The organism is Magnetospirillum molischianum DSM 120, from assembly GCF_000294655.1.
GTDB lineage: Bacteria > Pseudomonadota > Alphaproteobacteria > Rhodospirillales > Magnetospirillaceae > Phaeospirillum > Phaeospirillum molischianum.
Window position 1 is genome coordinate 175,274 of sequence record NZ_CAHP01000020.1, and the last position, 17,753, is coordinate 193,026.

At 61.3% G+C, this 17,753-nt stretch carries 17 protein-coding genes and 1 other RNA gene; 13 read left to right on the forward strand and 5 right to left on the reverse strand.

Annotated features, from left to right (window positions below; translation table 11 throughout):
• Positions 1–6 precede the first annotated feature (6 nt).
• From fabG to PHAMO_RS08320, 5 genes are all read left to right on the forward strand, one after another.
• Positions 7–744 (forward strand): 3-oxoacyl-[acyl-carrier-protein] reductase, encoded by a 738-nt coding sequence (gene fabG / locus PHAMO_RS08300; RefSeq protein WP_002728308.1) that lies wholly within the window; start codon positions 7–9, stop codon positions 742–744.
• A 143-nt stretch (positions 745–887) separates the two neighbouring features.
• Entirely contained in the window at positions 888–1,121 is a 234-nt protein-coding gene (locus PHAMO_RS08305) for an acyl carrier protein (RefSeq protein WP_002728310.1), read from the forward strand.
• Positions 1,122–1,203: 82 nt separating this feature from the next.
• Positions 1,204–2,463, forward strand: coding sequence for a beta-ketoacyl-ACP synthase II (gene fabF, locus PHAMO_RS08310; protein ID WP_002728320.1), 1,260 nt, complete (start codon positions 1,204–1,206; stop codon positions 2,461–2,463).
• A gap of 78 nt (positions 2,464–2,541) precedes the next feature.
• Complete coding sequence (gene mltG / locus PHAMO_RS08315) at positions 2,542–3,519, forward strand: endolytic transglycosylase MltG (protein ID WP_002728322.1); 978 nt, start codon at positions 2,542–2,544, stop codon at positions 3,517–3,519.
• Between the two features lie 395 nt (positions 3,520–3,914).
• On the forward strand, positions 3,915–5,465 hold the full coding sequence (locus tag PHAMO_RS08320; protein WP_002728324.1) for an alginate export family protein: 1,551 nt from the start codon (positions 3,915–3,917) through the stop codon (positions 5,463–5,465).
• Positions 5,466–5,615: 150 nt separating this feature from the next.
• Here the strand turns inward: PHAMO_RS08320 and PHAMO_RS08325 are convergent, their stop codons facing one another.
• Positions 5,616–6,119, reverse strand: a complete 504-nt coding sequence (locus PHAMO_RS08325; RefSeq protein WP_002728326.1) for a hypothetical protein — start codon at positions 6,117–6,119, stop codon at positions 5,616–5,618.
• Positions 6,120–6,215: 96 nt separating this feature from the next.
• The gene (locus PHAMO_RS08330; RefSeq protein ID WP_002728332.1) at positions 6,216–6,899 is read right to left on the reverse strand and encodes a TetR/AcrR family transcriptional regulator; all 684 of its coding nucleotides are present in this window, start codon (positions 6,897–6,899) and stop codon (positions 6,216–6,218) included.
• Between the two features lie 174 nt (positions 6,900–7,073).
• On the opposite strand from PHAMO_RS08330, the gene recA reads away from it, so the two are divergent.
• Both recA and PHAMO_RS08340 read left to right on the forward strand, forming a co-directional pair.
• Positions 7,074–8,153: a recombinase RecA gene (gene recA / locus PHAMO_RS08335; RefSeq protein ID WP_002728334.1), complete on the forward strand. Its 1,080-nt coding sequence runs from the start codon at positions 7,074–7,076 to the stop codon at positions 8,151–8,153.
• A 64-nt stretch (positions 8,154–8,217) separates the two neighbouring features.
• A complete protein-coding gene (locus tag PHAMO_RS08340; protein ID WP_002728335.1) occupies positions 8,218–8,829 on the forward strand; it encodes a ribonuclease HII in 612 nt (203 codons plus the stop codon).
• A 38-nt stretch (positions 8,830–8,867) separates the two neighbouring features.
• Here the strand turns inward: PHAMO_RS08340 and PHAMO_RS08345 are convergent, their stop codons facing one another.
• The 3 genes from PHAMO_RS08345 to ssrA form a co-directional block, all read right to left on the reverse strand.
• Positions 8,868–10,484 (reverse strand): fumarate hydratase, encoded by a 1,617-nt coding sequence (locus PHAMO_RS08345; protein ID WP_002728336.1) that lies wholly within the window; start codon positions 10,482–10,484, stop codon positions 8,868–8,870.
• Positions 10,485–10,634: 150 nt separating this feature from the next.
• Positions 10,635–11,141: an SspB family protein gene (locus PHAMO_RS08350; RefSeq protein WP_002728337.1), complete on the reverse strand. Its 507-nt coding sequence runs from the start codon at positions 11,139–11,141 to the stop codon at positions 10,635–10,637.
• 65 nt (positions 11,142–11,206) lie between these two features.
• Positions 11,207–11,527, reverse strand: a transfer-messenger RNA (tmRNA) gene (ssrA, locus tag PHAMO_RS18970).
• Between the two features lie 113 nt (positions 11,528–11,640).
• Between ssrA and PHAMO_RS08355 the strand changes: the two genes are divergently transcribed.
• The 6 genes from PHAMO_RS08355 to PHAMO_RS08380 all read left to right on the forward strand — a co-directional run bounded on the left by PHAMO_RS08355 (position 11,641) and on the right by PHAMO_RS08380 (position 17,751).
• On the forward strand, positions 11,641–12,867 hold the full coding sequence (locus PHAMO_RS08355) for a DUF1015 domain-containing protein (protein ID WP_040566465.1): 1,227 nt from the start codon (positions 11,641–11,643) through the stop codon (positions 12,865–12,867).
• On the forward strand, positions 12,864–13,496 hold the full coding sequence (purN, locus tag PHAMO_RS08360; protein WP_002728339.1) for a phosphoribosylglycinamide formyltransferase: 633 nt from the start codon (positions 12,864–12,866) through the stop codon (positions 13,494–13,496). Before PHAMO_RS08355 ends, purN begins: the two co-directional genes overlap by 4 nt.
• Positions 13,493–14,482 carry a glycosyltransferase family 9 protein gene (locus PHAMO_RS08365; protein WP_002728340.1) on the forward strand — a complete coding sequence of 330 codons (990 nt, stop codon included), beginning with the start codon at positions 13,493–13,495 and terminating at the stop codon, positions 14,480–14,482. The genes purN and PHAMO_RS08365 overlap by 4 nt, the downstream gene beginning before the upstream one ends.
• Positions 14,483–14,539: 57 nt before the next feature.
• Positions 14,540–15,064 carry an adenine phosphoribosyltransferase gene (locus tag PHAMO_RS08370; RefSeq protein WP_002728342.1) on the forward strand — a complete coding sequence of 175 codons (525 nt, stop codon included), beginning with the start codon at positions 14,540–14,542 and terminating at the stop codon, positions 15,062–15,064.
• Positions 15,065–15,106: 42 nt separating this feature from the next.
• Positions 15,107–17,119, forward strand: coding sequence for a sensor histidine kinase (locus tag PHAMO_RS08375; RefSeq protein WP_002728344.1), 2,013 nt, complete (start codon positions 15,107–15,109; stop codon positions 17,117–17,119).
• Positions 17,120–17,238: 119 nt separating this feature from the next.
• The gene (locus tag PHAMO_RS08380) at positions 17,239–17,751 is read left to right on the forward strand and encodes a sigma-70 family RNA polymerase sigma factor (protein WP_235720816.1); all 513 of its coding nucleotides are present in this window, start codon (positions 17,239–17,241) and stop codon (positions 17,749–17,751) included.
• The last annotated feature ends 2 nt before the right edge of the window (positions 17,752–17,753 follow it).

Below are 17,753 nucleotides of genomic sequence, written 5' to 3' on the forward strand. Positions count from 1 at the left end.
AGTCCGATGTTCGATCTTTCCGGAAAGACGGCGCTGGTGACCGGTGCCTCGGGCGGTATCGGCGGTGCCATCGCCCGCGCTCTGCATGCTCAGGGCGCGGTGGTCGGCTTGCATGGCACCCGGCGCGAGGCGCTGGATACGCTGGCGGCTGAACTGGGCGAGCGGGTTCATGTCCTGCCTGCCAATCTGTCCGACCCGGCGGCGGTTGAGCAACTGGCCAAGGATGCCGAGGCCGCGCTCGGGTCGCTCGATATTCTGGTCAATAATGCCGGCCTGACCCGCGACGGTCTGGTGCTGCGAATGAAGGACGAGGATTGGCAGACGGTGCTGGACGTCAACCTCACCGCCGCTTTCCGCCTGTGTCGCGCCGCGCTCAAGGGGCAGATGAAGCGTCGTTTCGGCCGCATCGTCAACATCACCTCGATCGTCGGTGTTACCGGCAATCCGGGACAGGTCAATTACGCAGCCTCGAAGGCGGGTCTGATCGGCCTTAGCAAGTCGCTGGCTCAGGAAGTCGCCAGCCGGGGTATTACCGTCAATTGCGTCGCGCCCGGCTTTATCACTTCGGCAATGACTGACGTGCTGAACGACGATCAGAAGGGTAAGCTGCTGAGCGGCATTCCCGTCGGCCGGATGGGCAGCGTCGAGGAAATCGCCGCCGCCGTGGTCTATCTCGCCTCGGCAGAAGCCGCCTACGTTACCGGCCAGACCCTCCATGTCAATGGCGGCATGGCAATGATCTGAGGTTGGTGCGATAGGGATCTGCCCGAGGCTGGTCAAGGGGGGAAAAGTGTGCTAGGAACGGGCACTTTTCGCCTGACAGGGGGATGCGCCGTCTCGGCGCATAAGCCAGTTTTTCAACGGACAAGACTTTTGAGGGATCACACATGAGTGACGTGGCCGAACGGGTTAAGAAGATTGTCGTCGAGCATCTGGGCGTCGAAGAGTCCAAGGTGACCGAGAACGCCAGCTTCATCGACGACCTGGGCGCCGACAGCCTCGACACCGTCGAGCTGGTGATGGCTTTCGAGGAGGAATTCTCCGTCGAGATTCCGGACGATGCGGCTGAGAAGATTTTGACGGTGAAGGACGCGATCGACTTCATCAGCAAGAATTCCTGATCCGGACTCCGGGCGCCGGCCGCCGCTCTTTCGGGGGCGGCGCCCTTATCCTTTTCCCGTGACTTCCGAAAGCCAGGGTTTCATGAGACGTGTCGTCGTCACCGGCCTCGGCCTCGTCACTCCGCTGGGCAGCGGAGTGAAGACCAACTGGGAACGGCTTCTCGCCGCCCAGTCCGGTATCCGCCGTGTCGAGAGCTTTGATGTCTCCGATCTGCCCGCTCAGATCGCCGGGGTCGTGCCGAGAGGCACCAATCCAGGCGAACTCGATCTCGATTCCGTGGCTTCGGCCAGGGATCGTCGGCGCATGGACGATTTCATCGTCTATGGCCTCGCCGCCGCGACCGAGGCGGTTCTCGATTCGGGCTGGTTGCCCGAGGACGATGAATCGCGCGAACGCACCGGTGTGATGATCGGTTCCGGTATTGGCGGTTTGCCCAATATCGCCGACGGCGCTCTGACGCTTGAAAAATCCGGTCCGCGCCGGATCAGTCCGTTCTTCATCCCCGCCGCCCTGATCAATCTGGTCTCGGGCCATGTCTCGATCCGCTACGGCTTCAAAGGCCCCAATCATGCGGTTGTGACGGCCTGCGCCACCGGGGCGCACGCTATCGGCGATGCTGCCCGGCTGATTATGTTCGACGACGCCGACGTGATGGTTGCCGGTGGTGCCGAAGCTGCGGTCCATCGCCTTGGTCTCGCCGGTTTCGCTGCTGCCCGTGCTCTTTCGACCGGGTTCAACGACCGTCCGACCGAAGCGTCGCGGCCGTGGGACAAGGAACGTGACGGGTTCGTGATGGGCGAAGGTGCTGGCATCGTCGTCCTGGAAGAACTGGAGCATGCCAAGAAGCGCGGCGCCAAGATCTATGGCGAAGTGATTGGCTATGGCATGTCCGGCGATGCTCATCACATCACCGCTCCGGCTGATGACGGTAATGGTGGCTATCGCGCCATGGTTGCCGCGTTGAAGCGGGCTCAGGTGACGATTGATGACATCGATTACATCAACGCTCACGGCACCTCGACTCCGCTGGGCGATGAAATCGAATTGTCGGCGATTAAGCGTCTGTTCCGCGAGCATGCCTATAAGCTCAGCATGTCCTCGACCAAGTCTGCGGTCGGGCATCTGCTCGGTGCTGCCGGTGCGGTCGAAGCGATCTTCTCGCTGCTGGCTATCCGCGATCAGATCGTACCGCCGACCCTCAATCTGCATAACCCGTCCGAAGGCTGCGACATCGATTTGGTGCCGTTGAAAGCTAAGGAGCGCAAGGTTGATATCGTCTTGTCGAATTCATTCGGCTTTGGCGGTACAAACGCTTCGCTGGTGTTCCGTAAGGGACCGTGACGCGGTTCGGGTCTGCGTATTGATACTAAACAAGGCCCCCGCATATTGCGGGGGCCTTCGTTGCTTTCAGGGGGTCGCATGAAGGCCAAAGCGTTGGGTGTTCTACTGGCACTGGTTCTGCTGGCAGGGGTGGCGGCATGGCGTGGGCATGTCGCCTTTACCAGTCCCGGCCCGGCCCAGGCCCCCATCACCGTGATCATTCCCAAGGGAGCGGGGACCGAGGCCGCCGCCACTTTGCTGGAGCAGGCCGGGGTGATCTCCGATCGTTTTGTCTTCATTGTCGGGACCAAACTGCGTCGCGCGACCCTGAAGGCCGGTGAATATGCTTTTCCCGCCCGTGTTTCAGCCGAGGACGCGATGCGAATCGTTGCCGATGGGCGGGTGGTGGTCCACAAGCTGACTGTGGCCGAGGGGTTGACCGTGCGTCAGGTCGCGGCTCTGGTCGAAGAGGCCGACTTCTTGTCCGGTTCGATCACCCGGTCTCTGTCCGAGGGCTGGCTCTTGCCCGAGACGTGGCACGCTGTCCGCGACGAGCCGCGTGACGAGGTGCTGGCGCGGATGGAAAAGTCGATGCGGCGCAATCTCGAAACGCTGTGGGCCGGGCGCGATCTCGGTGTTGCGTTGCGCAGCCCTGAAGAAGCGCTGATTCTGGCTTCGATTGTCGAGCGCGAGACCGCGATTGCCGCGGAGAGGCCCCGGATTGCCGCCGTATTTTATAATCGGATGGCGCGGGGGATGCGGTTGCAATCCGATCCCACCGTGATCTACGGCGTCTCGGACGGAATGGGGGTGCTCGACCGTCCCTTGACCCGTGCCGATCTCAACACGGCGCATCCGTGGAATACTTACGCTATCGACGGACTGCCGCGCACGCCGATCGCTAATCCCGGCCGCGCCTCGCTGGAGGCTGTGCTGCATCCTATCCGCACCGACGATCTGTATTTCGTCGCCGACGGCAGCGGTGGCCATGCCTTTGCGGCCACGCTCGACGCGCATAACGCTAACGTCACCCGTTGGCGTCAGATCGAGCGGAGCAGAAACGCGCCCGCGCCGTGATCCTGTCCCTGGATTGGGGCGGCCGTTCTTAGCTTTTGGTAGCAATCATCGGTCGTTCCGTCTAGAAGGGCTAGACGTCTTGCAGCATGATACTCGATGCGGGAAATCATGCTGATACCTAAATCCCCACCAGACTAGACTTTTACGGGAAAAATAGGCATGCAGGACCGTTGCTAATCGGCAACGGTCTTAGGCATTCCGCGTGAGCCGCCTTGACTTTAGGCGTTTCCAGATTGCCTGCCCAACAATCAACCATGTATGAATCGTCCTTGCACAGCAAAGCGGCAGGATGAGTCACCGTGCCGTAACAATTTGGGGATGATCGGCGACACCCGGATGGCATGTGCCTTGCAAAACGCCGGAATAGTCTTGGCAGATTCAGTAGGGGGTATCTTATGGTTCGACACGATCTCCGCAACCGCGGTCTGATCACGGGGGCGATCCTGTCGGTCGTTCTCGGCTGTACAGCTGTCCCGGCGGTTGCCGATGTGTCGCTGTACGAGCAGGGCGGTCTGAAGGTTGATGGCGCGTTCACCGGCGGCCTGTCGCTGTTCACGTCCCCCGGTGCCCAGTTCGGCGCGGGTACCTATACGGCGGGGTCGGCCAGCAACCGTATCAGCCGCCGTCCGTCGTGGAGCGAGTTGTTCCTTCATCCCGAATTGAAGGCTTCGTATGAGACCGAGTTCGCGGGCACCTTCTATGGTGATGTCAGCGGCCAGCTGACCGCGACTGGTGGCGACGGCGATGCCAGTCTGTACTCGACCACCTATGGTCATCCGGTGTTGATCGACATCGAAAACGCCTATGCCGGGTGGCGTTCGGGTAAGACTCTGACCAGTTTCGGCCTCGATGAAGATGCCCTTGACCTCTCCGGTGGTCGTCAGAGCTTCCGCGTTGGCGATGGCTTCCTGATCAGCAACGGCGTCAACAACGCCGGTAAACGCGGTGGTTGGTGGAACCAGTCGCGTACCGCCTTCGCCCAGACCGGCATTGCCAAGATTGCGCAGGGGCCGTTCCGTGCTGACGTCTTCTATCTACAGAACGATTCGTCGCAGCAGAAGGTTCAGGTCAACCTCGATCAGGCCAAGGCCAAGGTTGTTGGTGCCAATTTCGAAGTGTTCGGCAATGCCGATCAGGTTGAGGGTGGCCCGGTCCGCAATGGCGCGACCACCTATGCCGACCGCAAATGGTATGCCGGTATAACCTATTTCAACGTCGTCAACGCTACCAACGATGGCCCCTTCAGCTTTGGCCATGGCAACGCCAACTCGCTTGTCACCAATACCGTGACGTCGAACCGCGAAGGCATGAACGTCGTCTCCCTGCATCTGGGTGGTAACTTCATCCCGGCTGTTCCTGACTTCTCGCTGTATGGCAATTATGTCTACGAAAGCAACGACCGGGCCCACAGCAAGGTCGATGCCAGCGCTTGGTATATCGAGCCGGGCTATCAGTTGTCCGACGTGCTGTGGACCCCGAAGCTGTCCTACCGTTATGCGCATTTCAGCGGTGACGGCAATCCCAATGACAACAAGAAGACCGCCTACGATCCGTTCTTCTACAACTCGGCTAGCCGTGGCTACGGCACTTGGTTCATGGGCGAGATCGTCGGCAACTACGTCATCTCGAACAGCAACGTCAACGTGAACATGCTCAACTTCTCGGTCAATCCTCGGGATGACCTGAAGTTGTCGGTTCTTGGCTATCTGTACAATTACGACAAGAAGAGCCAGTACGGTGACACCATGACGTCCAACAGTCTGGCGCGCGAAATCGACTTCGTTGCCGAATGGACGATCACCGACAATGTTTCGTTGGCGGGTGCTGTCGCTGCGGCTCAGTCGGGCGGTGGGTATCGTCAGTACCAGAAAACCACGAACGGCAATCTTGGTAACGACGATGACACGTGGCTCCTGGGCGAAGCCTCGGTTGTCGTGAAGTTCTAAATCCTCCGATGGGTCCAGGAGCGCCGAGCTTTAAATCTGAAGCGAGGCGCTCAAAAGGACCGAAGTTGGAACCGGCCGGAAGGGTAAAACCTTCCGGCCGGTTCTCGTTTCAGCTCTGGGCGGCGGCAAGAACGCGATCAGAAAACGAGGTCAGGACGGCTGCTTTCTGACGACGTTTTCGCCCCATTCCTCAACCAGTTTGGCCTGGGCGGCTTTGAGATTAACGACCCTGCGTTGGCTGCTGCTGGCCAGATAGCTGGCGACAAGTGGCGGCATTATCCCGTACAGCCCCCAACCGATCCCGGCGCATCCATAGGCCACGGACAGCATGACCGGGTCGGTGACCATGCGGAAGGATTCGTCCAAGGTATGGACGCCAAACCACAGCGAAAACAGATAGGGAAATACGCCGGCAAAATTCAGCCCGCCGACGCAGAGAAAAGCGTAGCGGTTTGGGCCTTTCTCGGCGACCCAGGCGACCAGGGTTGGTAGCATGGTGAAGAACACCAGCACCACGGTCGGCAGCGAGAAGGGCACCAGCGCGGCCAGGATCACCAGGACCACGCCCTTGTTGATGCCTTTAGGCTTACCGCCTTTTTTCGCGGCTGCGGCCGCTTTGGCCTGTTCGACCGCCGATATTTTTTTCTTTGCCATGAAGTATAAATGGCACCAGGGCGGCGCAAAGGCAATCCTCGTGCGGTCTGATTCGTGAAAAACCGCAACCGAGGCAAGACGATATCGTCAGCCGGTTCATTGTGCCGCAACGGATAGATCGGCGCGGAAAGCGCCGAGAAACGTCGTTACCAGCGTTGTGATGGCGGTATCGAGATCGTCCCATGCCGAGTTGGGAAGGGTGTGGCGGCATAGAATGGCGTATCCGACCGCTCCGTGCAGGCTGGCCGCCAGATCGATGTCGCGGGGTGGCACCTCGCCTTCGTCGCCAAACTCGTGCCGGACTTCACGACACAGCGGTAGAAACAGGACGGTGCGCAAGTGTGCAAGGTGGCGGGCGGCCAACACCGGATCGCGTAGGGTAGCGAACAGGAACAATCGCGCCCGTTCGTGGCTGTACCCGGCACGGACATAGGTGCGGTAAAGTCCGGTGATCCGGTCTTCCAGTCGGCGGGTGCGGTCGGTTAGAATCGTGTTCCAGTCCGTCTGCCATATCTCGAATATCTCGTGGCACACTCTGTCGATCAGGGCGTTCTTGTCCGGGAAGTAGCGATAAAGCAGTGGCTGGGTTACCCCCAGACGCTCGGCCAGAATTCGGGTCTGCCCCTCGAATCCGACTTCGGCAAAGAAGCGGATTGCTTCGGCGACGATCATTCGCTCGCGTTCATCGCGGGGGAGGCGGGTGTATCCTCGTTTGGTCTGGATCATGCCAGGGCGATGTGAGTGAGCGTTCGCTGGGGGACTGTAGACTGGTTCGGCCATCCCAAACCTCCTGATTTCATGCGCAACAATTAATGATCGCAAAGTTATTTTTCTCCGTCAATCAGGGGTAACGTATACAATACGTGAACATTTGTTGTTGTGCGCTGGAACGCATAGGGTACAATGATCAGCATTGCACGGCGACCCGGTTCGGGATACAGGAGGAGGACGGCCATGTCGCAGGCTGCGTTGCGTCTCGTGGACAAGGATACGATGGACAGACAAAAGGCGCTTGAAGCTGCTGTCAGCCAAATCGAACGGGCCTTCGGCAAAGGTTCGATCATGAAGCTGGGCCAAAAAGATCAGGTGGTTGAAACCGAAGTGATCTCGACCGGTTCGCTTGGCCTTGACGTGGCGCTCGGGATCGGCGGCGTGCCGCGCGGTCGCATCATCGAAGTTTATGGGCCGGAAAGCTCGGGTAAGACCACCCTGGCCCTTCACATCATCGCGGAGGCGCAGAAGAAAGGCGGCGCTTGCGCCTTCATCGACGCCGAACATGCGCTCGACCCCGGCTATGCCCGCAAGCTTGGTGTCGTGCTCGACGAATTGTTGATCAGTCAGCCCGATGCCGGTGAACAGGCATTGGAAATCGTCGATACCCTGGTCCGTTCCGGTGCCATCGATGTTCTGGTGGTCGATTCAGTGGCTGCGCTGGTGCCGCGTGCCGAACTGGAAGGCGAGATGGGCGATGCCCATGTCGGCCTCCATGCCCGGTTGATGAGCCAGGCGCTGCGTAAGCTGACGGGTTCGGTGTCGAAGTCGAAGACCATCGTTATCTTCATCAACCAGATACGGATGAAGATCGGCGTGATGTTCGGCAATCCGGAAACCACCACCGGCGGCAACGCGCTGAAGTTCTATGCGTCGGTGCGGATGGAAATCCGTCGTGTCGGTGCCATCAAGGACCGGGACGAGGTGGTGGGTAACCAGACTCGCGTCAAGGTGGTTAAGAATAAGCTGGCCCCGCCGTTCAAGGTTGTCGATTTCGACATCATGTATGGCGAAGGCGTGTCGAAATTAGGCGAACTGATCGATCTGGGCGTCAAGGCTGGCGTTGTCGAGAAGTCGGGCGCGTGGTTCTCGTACAATTCGATTCGCATCGGTCAGGGACGCGAGAATGCAAAAAACTGGCTGCGCGAGCATGCCGATGTCGCCGCCGAAATCGAAGGCGCTATCCGCCAGAATGCCGGGTTGATCTCGGAGGCGATGGTTGCCACCCCCGGCGATCTCGACGGAACGCCAGCCGAAGAGTGATGGCAGACCGGGGCGGGACCCGTAACGGTTCCGTCCCGGTGTTGACGATCCATGAAAGAGAACAATGCCCGATTTCGCTCTCGAAGCCGCATTGGAGGGCTTCGTTGTCGGTATCGATGAAGTCGGTCGCGGTCCTCTGGCTGGTCCAGTGATTGCGGCTGCGGTCTATCTCGATCCGGCGCTCAGGTATGACGGGCTGGATGATTCCAAGCGCCTGACCGCAAAACGGCGCGAAGCTCTGGCGGCTCGACTGGAGCAAACCGCCCTGATCGGGTTGGGGCGGGCCGAAGTCGAGGAAATTGACCGCATAAATATCCTTCAGGCAACGTTTCTGGCGATGCGTCGTGCCTTTGACGCCCTGGTCCTCCGTGCCGGTCACCCCGTCGATCATGCCCTGATCGACGGGCCGCATTGTCCGAAGCTGCCGTGTCTGGCGCATCCGGTGGTTGGTGGTGACGGGCGATCGCTCTCGATTGCTGCGGCTTCGGTGGTCGCCAAGGTCCACCGTGATGCCTTGATGGCCACTCTGGCGGCCGAGTTTCCCGGTTTTGGCTGGGAACGCAATGCCGGTTACGGCACCGCCGCTCATCTTGATGGACTTAATCGGTTGGGGCCGACTCCGCACCACCGCCGTTCCTTCGCGCCGGTAGCGCGGTTGTGCGCACGGGATGAATAGGGTGTGGGGCGTGCCCACACCCTAAAGTATCCAGTTGCTCAGTGAGCAAACTCGGCGAAGAAGTCGTTGCCCTTGTCATCGACAACGATGAAGGCGGGGAAATCAACGACGTCGATCCGCCAGATGGCTTCCATGCCCAGTTCGGGATATTCCAGCACTTCGACCTTTTTGATGCAGTCGCGAGCGAGGCGGGCGGCGGCACCGCCAACCGAGCCGAGATAGAAGCCGCCATGAGCCTTGCAGGCTTCGGTGACAGCCTTTGAACGGTTACCCTTGGCGATCATCACCATCGATCCGCCAGCGGCCTGGAACTGATCGACATAAGAATCCATCCGTCCCGCCGTAGTCGGGCCAAACGAGCCGGAGGCATAATTGGCTGGAGTCTTGGCCGGTCCGGCGTAATAGACGCCCATCTGCTTGAAGTAGTCGGGCAGGCTTTCGCCACGGTCCAACCGTTCCTTCAATTTTGCGTGGGCGATATCGCGGGCGACCACCATCGGGCCGGTCAGCGAGACGCGGGTGCGGACGGGGTATTGCGACAGGGTGCGGCGGATTTCATCCATCGGCCGGGTCAGGTCGATCTTGACGACCTCGCCGCCCAGGGTCGCCTCATCGATATCGGGCAGGAAGCGTGCGGGATCGGCTTCCATCGCTTCAAGGAAGACGCCATCCTTGGTGATCTTGCCGAGGATCTGACGATCGGCCGAGCAAGACACTCCGATCGCCACCGGACACGAGGCGCCGTGGCGCGGCAGGCGGATAACCCGGACGTCATGACAGAAATATTTGCCGCCGAACTGCGCGCCGATGCCCATGTCGCGGGTCATCTGCAACACCACCTGCTCCAGTTCGTGATCACGGAAAGCGCTGCCGTAGCGGGTGCCGCGCGACGGTAGCGAGTCGAGATATTTGGCCGAGGCCAGCTTCACCGTTTTCAGCGTCATTTCGGCGGACAGGCCCCCAATGACGATGGCAAGGTGATAGGGCGGACAGGCCGAAGTGCCCAGCGTGCGGATCTGGGCATCAAGGAATTTCAGTAACGATGCCGGGTTCAGCAGCGCCTTGGTCTGCTGATAAAGGAAGGTTTTGTTGGCCGATCCGCCGCCCTTCGCCATCACCATGAATTTATAGGCGGCACCCTCGGTCGCGTAGAGGTCGATCTGTGCTGGCAGGTTGGTGCCGGTATTGACCTCTTCGTACATCGATAACGGCGCGGTCTGCGAATAACGCAGATTGAGTTCGGTGTAGGCTTCCTGGACGCCTTGGGAAATTGCCGCTTCGTCATTGCCGCCGGTCCAGACCTGCTGGCCCTTTTTGCCCATCACGATCGCGGTGCCGGTATCCTGGCACATCGGCAGCACGCCGCCCGCAGCGATGCAGGCGTTCTTCAGCAGATCGTAAGCGACGAAGCGGTCGTTGTCGGATGCCTCGGGATCGTCGAGGATCGTGCGCAACTGGCCCAGATGGGCCGGGCGCAGCAGGTGCGAGGTGTCGCGGATCGCTGCCTTGATCAGGCGGGTGATCGCCGCTGGCTCGACAGTCAGGATCGACTGGCCGTTCAGGGTCGCCGTTCCGATCCCGTCGGTGCCGAGCGGGCGATAGGGGGTGTTGTCAGCCCCCAGAGGGAAAATCTCGTGGAAAGAGAAATCGGACATGATTGGCGGCCTCGGCTGCGAAGGGTGGGGTGTCACCGCCCCGAATGGGGCGGGTGGCGCGCATGCCACGGTCAAAACACCTTTTCGCAACAACGTCAAGAGGCACCGCCCCCGCCGCGGTTCGGCCGGGGCGATGACCGCCGGGAGTGGTTATTTCTTACGGAAGCGGTCGAGTGTCACCACCTTGCCGTCGCTGTCGTCGCCCGTGGTGGTCGTCGTCGGGGCGGTTCCGGTTTCGGCCGGTGTTCTGGCCTCATCTTCGTCCTGGTCGTCGAACTCGTCATCCTCGTCGTTCTGGCCGGGAATCCCCTGGAACTGAAGGCCGAACTTGGCCGACGGGTCGGCGAAGCCGGTGACGGCGGTGAAGGGAATCACCAGCCGTTCTGACTTGCCGGAGAAGGAGAGGGTGACGGCGAAGCCGGTATCGTCAACGTCCAGATCCCAATATTGATGCTGGAGGACGATGGTCATTTCATCGGGGTGACGGGCGCGGGCGTAATCGGGAACCGCGACGCCGGGCAGGTGGGTACGGAACGTGATGTAGAAGTGATGGTCGCCGGGCAGACCGTGTTCAGCGGCAAAGGCCAGTGACTCGCGCACGACGCCCCGCAACGCTTCTTCCACCATCTTGTCGTAGCGCAATTCTTCCAAACCCATCCGTTCCAGTCCCCATCGGCCACTTCGGAGACCGGCCGGCAGGTCGGCTTCCGGTAAAGAAAGAGAGTGGGGGGACTTCTGTTGCCCGGTGTCCCCCCGAACCGCGCTTACGGGTTAAGCCGCAGCGGCAAGAGCAACGTTGTCGTTGGCACTTGTTAGGATTGACCCGATGACGGTGGTATCATGCCGAACACAGACTCTGCCTTTACTGCGCGCGTCGATCCTATTTCGCCCCCTGAGGGCCCGACCGATTCGGCCGGGTCGAAATGGTGGAGGCGCCGGGTACCGCCCCCGGGTCCGCAACGTCTATTCCGCAAAGCGTTTAGCGTCATAGTCGGTTTCCCGACATGATCACTATAATCCATGCAGAATCATTTCGCTAGCCCACTTCGACGTCAAAGTCGCAATAAACACGCTGTCCCTGCTGATGACAGACGCGGCGATTCGGGCTAAGACCGGGACGATATATCATCAGCCGCTTTCCGAAAGGTCCGCGCCCGTGTCCGTGCCGCTGCTTCGCCCCTTCCCCGGTTTGCGTCCCGCCGCCGCTTATGCCGCCGAGATGGCCGCCCCGCCTTATGACGTGCTGACTTCGGATGAGGCGCGCGGGCTGGCCGAGGGGCACCCGCACAGCTTTCTTCATGTCTCGAAGGCCGAGATCGATCTGCCCCCCGACACCGATCCGCATGATCCCGCAGTGTATGCGCGGGCGGCAGCCAATCTGCGGACGATGATCGAGGCGGGGGCGCTGATCCGCGATCCGGGACCGCGCTACTACGTCTATCGCCTGCGGATGGGCGATCATGTTCAGACCGGCATTGTTGGCGGCGGCTCGGTCGCCGATTACCGGGCCAATCGTATCCGTCGTCATGAATTCACCCGGCCGGACAAGGAAGATGATCGTGTCCGCCAGATCGAGGCCTGCGAGGCTCAGACCGGGCCGGTGCTGCTGGCCCATCCCGACCATCCCGCTGTCGCCGCCGCGATCGCCGCTACCGTCCTCCGCGCCCCCGATGCCGAGGCGGTCACTCCCGATGGAGTCGGTCATACCGTGTGGGTGATGAGCGATCCTGGCCGGATCGCTGCCGTGACGCGGGCGTTTCAGACGATGCGGGCGGTCTATATCGCCGATGGCCATCACCGTTCGGCCGCCGCCGCCCGGATTGCCGCCGCCCGTCCCGACAGCGATGCTGCACAGTCGTTCCTGGTGGTCAGCTTTCCAATCGCCGAGATGCGGATTCTCGATTACAACCGAGTGGTAACCGACCTGAACGGGTTGGACCGCGATGGTTTTCTGGCGGCGGTGAGCGATGCCTTCGTCGTCGAGGCGGTCAAGGGACAAGCCCGTCCTGGCGCCGCCCGGCAGTTCGGTTTGTATCTGGCGGGGCAGTGGTATCTGTTGTCTCCCAAGGCCCCACCGCCCGACGATCCGGTGGCGCGGCTTGACGTCAGCCTGTTGTCCGATCGCCTGCTCGGTCCGGTTCTCGGCATTCACGATTTGCGCAAGGACAAGCGGATTGATTTCGTCGGCGGACGGCGCGGCCTGGACGAGTTGGAACGCCGGGTTGAGAGCGGCGAGATGGCGGCGGCTTTCGCCCTGTTCCCGACCTCGATGGCCGATTTGATCGCGGTGGCGGAGTCTGGTCAGGTGATGCCGCCAAAATCGACTTGGTTCGAGCCAAAACTGGCCGATGGGCTGGTCAGCTATCCCCTGGACGGAGAATGAGCGCGGGAACGGCGGTGGCTCCGCGTAAAAAAGTCGGCGTTCTGGTCTCGGGGCGGGGCAGCAACCTTCAGGCTCTGCTCGATGCCTGTGCCGATCCAGCATTTCCGGCTGAAATTGCCTTGGTGATCTCGAATGTCCCCGGCGTCCTGGCGCTGGAGCGGGCGGCGGCCGCTAGGGTGGCGACCGCCGTGATTCCGCATCGCGACTATCCGACGCGCGAAGCGTTCGATGCCGCGATGGATCGGGTCCTGCGCGCCGCTGGGGTCGAAATCGTCTGTCTGGCCGGGTTCATGCGGCTGTTATCGTCGGACTTCGTGGCGGGGTGGCGGGGGGCGATGCTCAACATCCACCCGTCATTGTTGCCTTTGTTCAAGGGGTTGCACACGCATCGCCAAGCCCTTGAGGCTGGTGTCAAGCTGCATGGCTGCACCGTCCATCTGGTGACGCCCGATCTGGATGACGGGCCGATCCTGGTTCAGGCAGCGGTGCCGGTCCGCGACGACGATGACGAATGTTGTCTGGCGGCTCGTGTGCTGGAGCAGGAGCACCGGGCTTATCCTTTTGCACTGCGGCTGCTGGCCGAGGGGCGGGTGACGGTCGATGGAAACCGCGCCCGGATCCGCGAATGACCGCTTCGATCCTGGTCTATGTCGGTACCGATGCGGTTGGCGACGGCCTGATCAAGCTGCCATTTGTCCGCGCCCTTCGTGCCGCTTATCCCGATGCCCGCATCACCTGGGTTGCCGGTAAGGGAGGGAGCGTTTATGCGGGTATTCTGGCCCCGCTGGTGACCGGGTTAATCGACGAGGTGATCGACCATGCCGGGATCGGTAGCCGCCCGGTCGAGTTGCTGAGCCGTCCGCTGGGAGGGCGCGGCTTCGATCTGATCCTCGATACCCAGCGCCGGGGTCTGACCACCCTGATTTTGAAACGGATACGCCACCGCCGTTTCATCTCCGCCGCCGCTGGGTATTGCTTTTCCGATGTTCGCCCGGCCGAGACGGCCAAGCCGCTCTCGATGGCCGCGCAACTGGCTCGGTTGGTCGAGCTGGCTTCGGGCCGCCCACCTGGGAAAACCGCGCCGCTCCCCATCGATCCCGCCATCGAGGCCGAGGCCGATCGGCTGCTGCCGCCAGGACCGCGCTATGTCGGTTTCGCCCCCGGTGCCGGTGGGCGTCACAAATGCTGGCCGCTCGATCGTTATCTGGCCGTCGCGGCAGAGATGGCGAACGAAGGGATGGTCCCTGTGATCTTGCTTGGCCCGGCCGAAAGCGACGATTGGGCGGGATCGATTCGCGCCGCCTTGCCCGCCGCACGGTTGCCGTTGCAAGAGACCGATCGCCCGACGCCGATGCTGACGATTGCCTTGGGGCGGCGGCTGGCGGCGGCAGTTGCCAATGACAGCGGGACCGGCCACATGCTGGCCGCCGCCGATATCCCGCTGCTGTCGCTGTTTGGGCCGACTCCGGCGGACAAATTCGCCCCCGTTACCGCGAAGCCTTTCGTGCTGCAAGCCCAGGATTTCGGGGCTGCGGCGATGGAGGCCATTCCGGTTGTCGCCGTGACCCAAGCCCTGCGTCGCGCCCTGGTGGACAATACTCAGGTTTGCTTTTGACCGGAGGGGGGGCTGTCGTTACGATGGCCGCCCCATATCTCACTTCCGAGCGCGGACATGAACATCAAGGACCACATTCGCGGTGTCCCCGATTTCCCAAAACCGGGCATCCTTTTCTATGATATATCTACCCTGCTGGCTCATGCCGATGCTTGGCAGGTCGCGATGGGCCGTCTGGCCCGCGATGTCCGGCGCTATCAGCCCGACGTGTTGGCCGGCATCGAATCCCGAGGCTTTCTGGTTGCCGCGCCGTTGGCGATGAAGCTGGGCTGTGGCTTCGTGATGTTGCGTAAGAAGGGCAAGCTGCCGGGTAAGACGATCCGGCACGATTACGCTCTGGAATACGGAACCGACTCAATCGAGATCCAGCAGGACGCCATCGCCGAAGGGCAGCGGGTTGTTGTTCTCGACGATCTCCTCGCCACCGGCGGCACGATGACCGCTGGTATCGAATTGTTGCGCAAGATCGGGGCAGAGGTCACCGGGGCTGCCAGCATCGTCGAACTTGCGTTCCTGCCCGGACGTCAGCGCTTGAAGGAACTGGGTGTCCCCTTTACATCTTTGGCATCTTACGACGAGTAAGCGGGCAGTACGGCCCGAACGGCTTCCCCAAGGACTGGTTTGATGGACTTCGCGCTTGTGACGGCGATCGTGGCGGCGTCGGGGGGCTTGGCAGCCGGTGTTGGGGGGAGCTTGGCCTGGGGGGCGATGCGGCGTCGTGTCGCCGCCCGTCGGCTGGTTCAGGATATGACGGCTGCCATTGAAAATCTTGTCGATGGCGTGGCCCTGTTCGATGGCCGGTCGCGTCTGGTGCTCTGTAACAGAGCCTATCGTGTCTTTTTCCGGCCGATCGCCGATCAGATCAAGCCCGGCATTCGTTTCGACGACCTGATGGCGATTATGGCCCGTGGTTTGGGCCGTGACGAATCGTGGCTGGAAGGCAAACAGGAGAGTTGGCATTCCGGCATCAGCGGTCATGAGGACGAGGTTGCCGACGGCCATTGGGTCGGTGTTCACACCTACCCCCTCCAGGACGGCGCTCAACTGCGGGTTTTGCGCGACATTACCCAGCGTCGTCAGGTTCAGGATTCCCTGGAAAGCACGGTCGCTTGGCTGAAGGGGGTGATGGACACGGTGGGTGATGGCATCATCGCCATAGACGAGTCGGGAACCGTGCTGTCGTTCAACTCCGCTGCCGAGCGGATTTTCGGCTTCAATGCCGACGAGGTGGTTGGGCGCGGCCTGTCGATGCTGATGCCGGCACCGTTCAACGCTACGCATCAAAACCACATTTCAACTTATATGCGAACCGGCGTGCGTCGGATCATCGGTGCCGGGCGTGAAGTCCGAGGCATGCGCCGCGATGGCTCGATCTTTCCTCTCGATATCAGCGTTACCGAGATGCGTCAGGGCGACATGGTGACCTTCATCGGCGTGTTGCGCGACATTACCCAGCGCAAGCGGTTCGAGACCGCTCTGATCGATGGCGAGGCCCGTTTCCGTGCCCAGGCCACCCGTTTGCAGGCAATCATCGACAATATGGCCCAGGGTGTTGCGGTGTTTGCATCGGACGATACCCTGATCGCGCTGAACGAGGCGGCACGGCGGATGCTGGCGCTGCCCTCGGCCCAGATCATGCCCGGCAGCATCGACATCTCGTTGTTCCTGGCGCTGCTGGCGGTACCCGATCCGCATGGCGATTCAGAAGAGGTCGTCCGCCTGACGACTGATTTGACCAATAACATCCGCCAGCGGTCGGATTTGGTGTTCGAACATGTCAGCGAACAGGGAACGGTGATGGAAGTGCGTTCGTCGCCGATGCCGGGCGGCGGTCTGATCCTCAGTTTCACCGACATCACCGACCGTAAACGGACCGAGCAGACCCTGCGCGAGGCCAAGGAAGCGGCTGAGCGCGGCAATCGGGCTAAGAATACATTTCTGGCCAATATCAGCCATGAATTGCGCACGCCATTGAACGCGATCATCGGCTTTTCCGAGATGATGAAGCACGAGATTTTCGGCCCGTTGGAACCGGCCAGCTATCGCCCATATCTCGACGACATCCACGACAGCGGCATGCATTTGCTGGAACTGATCAACGATATTCTCGACCTGTCAAAGGCCGAGGCCGGAATGACCGATCTGGCCGAAACCCTGGTCGATGTCGGTGGTATTGTGCGCGGCTCGGTGCGGATGTTGGCGCGACGGGCGGCGAATGCCGGGCTGACGATCACCCCCGATTTGCCCGAGCGCCTGCCGCTGCTGCTGGCCGACGAGCGACGAATGCGCCAGATCGTCCTTAACCTGCTATCGAATGCGGTCAAATTCACCGATGACGGCGGGCGCGTCACCATCTCGGCGCGGACGGGCACGGACGGCTTTATTATCGAGGTGAGCGATTCCGGGATCGGGATGACCCCGGACGAACTGGAGCGGGTGATGGAGCCGTTCGTTCAGGCCGATGCCCGCCTGTCGCGTAAGTATGAGGGCAGCGGTCTTGGCCTGCCCTTGACCAAGGCCTTGGTCGAAGCCCATGGCGGTTTGCTGACACTGGACAGCGAATCCGGTCGGGGGACTGTCGCCACCGTTGTCTTTCCCGCCGCGCGTATCGTCGCATCGGACAGCGCCACTCTCTGATATCGGCCTGCCGTTCTGCGGCAGGCGTCGATGTTGATAATCAATCTCAATGTTGTTAGGGTCACGTCCCTGTTCTGGACGGCGGGCAGCCGTTGTTTGGCGCCTGGATGGACACTAATGTGAAGTACGATAAAGTAAAACTCGACCTTTACGTGAGTCATCGCTCGGCTTTGGTGGATTACGCTACTCCCATCGTTGGCTGCCGTGCGCGGGCCGAAGATGTCGTGCAGGATTCTTTTCTGCGCTTTTCGAGATGCGAGCCGGAGGATGGCGCGTTGCGCCAGCCTCTCGCTTATCTGTACCGGGTTGTCCGCAACACCGCTTTGGATTGCGTGCGCCGGGTGTCGGCCGAGGCCCGACGCGACGAGGCCCAGGCGGTCGTTTGTGGCTTTGAACCCCTGGCTCCGTCGCCGGAAGAGGTGGCAGTGGGACGCGACCATCTGCGCCGGGTCGAGGCCGCGCTGTCCGAACTACCCGAACGCACGCGCAAAGCCTTTGAACTGCACCGGTTCGACGGGTTGTCCTTCCTGCAAATCGGGCAGCGTCTGGAGGTCTCTGCCGCAACGGCTCACCGATTGGTGCGTGATGCCATGGTCCATATGATGCGCCGTTTGCACGATGCCCAGGACTGAAC

Coding starts and splice junctions, on each gene's coding strand:
- fabG (WP_002728308.1), top strand. CDS start 7: ATGTTCGATCTTTCCGGAAAGACGGCGCTGGTGACCGGTGCCTCGGGC.
- PHAMO_RS08305 (WP_002728310.1), top strand. CDS start 888: ATGAGTGACGTGGCCGAACGGGTTAAGAAGATTGTCGTCGAGCATCTG.
- fabF (WP_002728320.1), top strand. CDS start 1,204: ATGAGACGTGTCGTCGTCACCGGCCTCGGCCTCGTCACTCCGCTGGGC.
- mltG (WP_002728322.1), top strand. CDS start 2,542: ATGAAGGCCAAAGCGTTGGGTGTTCTACTGGCACTGGTTCTGCTGGCA.
- PHAMO_RS08320 (WP_002728324.1), top strand. CDS start 3,915: ATGGTTCGACACGATCTCCGCAACCGCGGTCTGATCACGGGGGCGATC.
- PHAMO_RS08325 (WP_002728326.1), bottom strand. CDS start 6,119: ATGGCAAAGAAAAAAATATCGGCGGTCGAACAGGCCAAAGCGGCCGCA.
- PHAMO_RS08330 (WP_002728332.1), bottom strand. CDS start 6,899: ATGGCCGAACCAGTCTACAGTCCCCCAGCGAACGCTCACTCACATCGC.
- recA (WP_002728334.1), top strand. CDS start 7,074: ATGTCGCAGGCTGCGTTGCGTCTCGTGGACAAGGATACGATGGACAGA.
- PHAMO_RS08340 (WP_002728335.1), top strand. CDS start 8,218: ATGCCCGATTTCGCTCTCGAAGCCGCATTGGAGGGCTTCGTTGTCGGT.
- PHAMO_RS08345 (WP_002728336.1), bottom strand. CDS start 10,484: ATGTCCGATTTCTCTTTCCACGAGATTTTCCCTCTGGGGGCTGACAAC.
- PHAMO_RS08350 (WP_002728337.1), bottom strand. CDS start 11,141: ATGGGTTTGGAAGAATTGCGCTACGACAAGATGGTGGAAGAAGCGTTG.
- purN (WP_002728339.1), top strand. CDS start 12,864: ATGAGCGCGGGAACGGCGGTGGCTCCGCGTAAAAAAGTCGGCGTTCTG.
- PHAMO_RS08365 (WP_002728340.1), top strand. CDS start 13,493: ATGACCGCTTCGATCCTGGTCTATGTCGGTACCGATGCGGTTGGCGAC.
- PHAMO_RS08370 (WP_002728342.1), top strand. CDS start 14,540: ATGAACATCAAGGACCACATTCGCGGTGTCCCCGATTTCCCAAAACCG.
- PHAMO_RS08375 (WP_002728344.1), top strand. CDS start 15,107: ATGGACTTCGCGCTTGTGACGGCGATCGTGGCGGCGTCGGGGGGCTTG.